General features: G+C 38.2%; 3 protein-coding genes. All 3 read right to left on the bottom strand.

Annotated elements, in window-relative coordinates:
* Positions 1-293 precede the first annotated feature (293 nt).
* A complete protein-coding gene (locus HMPREF9072_RS09660; RefSeq protein WP_009411546.1) occupies positions 294-1130 on the bottom strand; it encodes a leucine-rich repeat domain-containing protein in 837 nt (278 codons plus the stop codon).
* Positions 1131-1264: 134 nt separating this feature from the next.
* The gene (locus HMPREF9072_RS09655) at positions 1265-2062 is read right to left on the bottom strand and encodes a leucine-rich repeat domain-containing protein (protein ID WP_009411545.1); all 798 of its coding nucleotides are present in this window, start codon (positions 2060-2062) and stop codon (positions 1265-1267) included.
* Positions 2063-2176: 114 nt separating this feature from the next.
* A complete protein-coding gene (locus HMPREF9072_RS09650; protein ID WP_002674535.1) occupies positions 2177-2998 on the bottom strand; it encodes a mechanosensitive ion channel family protein in 822 nt (273 codons plus the stop codon).
* Positions 2999-3466: the final 468 nt, after the last annotated feature.

Here is a 3466-nt window from a genome sequence, read left to right as displayed (position 1 = left end):
GTATAAGCTTCCTATAAGCTCTCTATAAGCTAAGACCACCCATCTTACAGCCTTTTTTCACCAAAAATCCTACTTCCCCTCTTCCGAACTTTTCCGTTTCCTTCCGAACACCCCTAATAGTCTCAACACGTCGCTTTTTCATCTCAAACTTTGCCAAAGTTGATTGTCGGTAGGTATTATTAACATTTACTCCACTAATCTGTTAATTTCCTCATTTCCTCATTCTCTCATTTCCTCATTCTCTCATTTCCTCATTCTCTCATTTCTCCCCCGCCTGTGCGGCTCGCACCTAATTATTTTGGTATCAACTGAATCTTATCAACTAAATTTTTCCAATTGTTATCCCCTTTGTATATATCCAATAAATCCTTAGGTTTTCTGGGGATATAAAAAGTAGGAAACTTAGTTTTAGCTATCCCAGAAAAAGGATCTCCCTCTAAATACGGCGGGTAAAGCGCAAGAATAGTAACATTCTCTAACGAAGTACAGTTCGCAAACGATTTATCTCCTATCGTCTTTAAGTTCATAGTTACCGAAAGGATTGCCTTTTTTAAAAGTTTACAGTTCGCAAAAGCCTCTTTCCCTATATGAGTAACTCCCGCATCTGTTAAATCTACTAATTCAAGAGTTCCACAAGACGAAAAAGCCCCATCGCCTATAATACCCGTCCTTTTAAAAGTAACTTCTTTTAAGTTTCTACATTCAGCAAAAATCCGGTTAGATAACGCTTTAGTATTGGGGAGTACCACTTTTCTAATATTCGAACGATAAAAAACCCTCTCGCCAAAAACAACGTCTGAATAAGAGTTGAAGTTTACGCCATCACTGAGGTTTGTTCCTGAAAAGGCATCAGAATCTATTTCTTTTAAATTGTCCGAAAAAGTAATCGCTCTTAAACTTTTAAGGTCTTTAAAAGCATTTTCGGCAATAGTGTTTACTTTCCGCAAATTGCTATCCCCTTGCATATCAATAGAAATAGTACTACTATTAGTCCATTTTATTAAGGTAAGACCGTCGGCACTGAGAGTGTAGTCATTAGGCGATACGTTTACCTCGTTACCGTTGTCATCTTTCTTACGACAACTCACCAAAGCAATAGCCACGAAGGCAAAAAAGAAGATTTTTCTCATTGTAAAATCATTTTTATGATGTTAAAGACGCCACAAAGGTACTAAATAAAGAACAATTAACAACGAAATATTCACAAAAAAATACCGACTATCTTTAAGCCGGTATTTGTATGTCTTTTTTGATTTAATAGAGATTATTGCTTAGGGAAAATATGATCTTTGTATTCGTTCCATACGTTTGCCGCTTTATAATTATCTACCAAATTTGAAGGCACATAAATATTAGGGGTTGATGAATGAAAGGCACTTTTATCCACTAATGTTGGAACTTTCTCGGCATTGATAATCATTGTTTGAAGCTTAGAGCAACCGAAAAAAGACAGTTTACCTATACTTTGAAGTGTGGTAGGCAAAGTTATTTTTGTCAAATTTGAGCAAAGTGAAAAACCAGCCCCTGCTAATTCAGTAAGCCCAGTGTTATCTAAGTTCACTTCAGTAAGAGCAGTTTGATAGAAAGCATTTTCTCCTATTTTCTTCACAGAAGAGAAGGTTACCTCTGTTAAATTAGAGCACTGTTCAAAAATACTATTTGAAAGCTCTGCTGTCTTAGGAAGTTTTACAACTCTAATACCCGAACTTTTAAATGCTTCTTTTCCAAAAGTAACAGTAGCATTAGTATTAAAAGTAACAGTTCCACTAAGAGAAGCTCCTTCAAAAGCATTTGCTCCTATTTCTTTTAAATTGTCAGGAAAGGTAATCGTCTGTAATTTCTTATGCCCCTTAAAAGCATTTTCACCAATTGTATTCACCTTTTGTAGTTTGTTGTCGGCCTGCATATCAAGAGTAGTAGTGGTGCTGTTCGTCCACTGTACAAGGGTAAGACCATCTGCACTTAGCTTGTAATCACTTGATGGCAGATTGTTGTCGTCGTCACTTTTGCTACAGCTGGCAAACGCCAAAACTACCGTAGCTAATAATAAAATGTTTTTCATTATGTTTTATTTTTTAGATGTTAAGATGGAGCAAAAATATAAAATAAATATCAATTAGCAATGAATAAAGAACAATTTTTAATCACTAATCATTAACCATTAATCACTGCCTCTCTACTGATGCACTTGCACTTGTGGGAATGGTATCTCTATACCCGCTTCGTCGAAGCGGTTTTTGATAGTCTCTAAAGTACGGAATATACACCCTGCGTGCTCGGAAGTCAAGCACCAATAGCGCAGTGAAAGGTTCACCGAACTATCAGCCAATTCCTCTACGTATACCACAGGCTCAGGGTCAGGCAAGGCTTTGGGTTCTTCTTTAGCAATTTGCAAGAGCACTTCGCGAGCTTTTTGAATATCCGAACTGTAACCTATACCTACTAATACGTACACCCTGCGCTTCTCTTCCCTACTGTAATTGATAATGCTATTGCTAAAAAGTTGGGTATTGGGGATAATCGCCTGCTCGTTGTTGGCTTTGTTAAGAGTTGTAGCAAAGAGTCCAATGTTTTTTACTGTCCCCTTTTCGCCATTACCTTCAATGGTATCGCCTACGCGGAAAGGTTTAAAGATAAGAATCATTATCCCGCTTGCAAAGTTAGATAGCGACCCCTGTAAGGCTAACCCCACTGCTACAAAACCACTGGTAATAATCGCGATAAACTGAGTCGCAGGCAAACCTATCACTTGCACGATAGTAAGGAACAGAGCAATATAGAGTATCCACCGTACTACTTGCAAGAGGAATCCCTGCAAGGCCACGTCTACTCCACGGCGTACCATCAAGCCTTTAAGGAGTTTTGCAATAAACCGAATAATGTATCGCCCTATAAAATAAAGCGCAATTGCCCACAATAGTGTAGGCGCAAATTTAATAAGTCCGGTAATCCACTCTTTAATGAGTCCTTCAAAATCCGCAGTCGAAAAATCATTCATTTTTGTTTGTTTTATTTTTTAGTTTCTAAATCTCACCAGCCCCTCTCGTCTCTCTGTCCTATCTCGTCTGACCAGTCTTCATTTGCTAAATCCTAAATATGCCAATTACTCGCCTCCACATATCCAACAGAGAGCTCTCGAAGACTTTGGTTCGCAACTTTCTTTTTTAGCTATTGATGCGCAAAAATACAAACTAATTCCTAACCGCCAAAATTTAACCTTCGTTATTCGTCCCTCGTCATTTCTTCCCTTTTCCTTCATATCCCCCCCTTTGAACGGAAGTCCGCGATAGCGGAGTATGTGATAGGGAAAGGTTTCTTTTGATTTTCCGTCATACTTCCCCCTAGTGCCTATGGCCTAAGGCCTAGCACCTCTTCCTCTTTCTTTCGCATCGAAACCCTGTTTTTAACATTTTTAGCGTTGCTGTATTATATTATGAATCAATTTTTTACACACCCTTTCTATACC

The organism is Capnocytophaga sp. oral taxon 324 str. F0483 (genome assembly GCF_000318315.2).
In the GTDB taxonomy this organism is placed as follows: domain Bacteria; phylum Bacteroidota; class Bacteroidia; order Flavobacteriales; family Flavobacteriaceae; genus Capnocytophaga; species Capnocytophaga ochracea.
The sequence above is the reverse complement of the archived record's forward strand: the minus strand, read 5'-3'. Positions and strand labels throughout refer to the sequence as shown.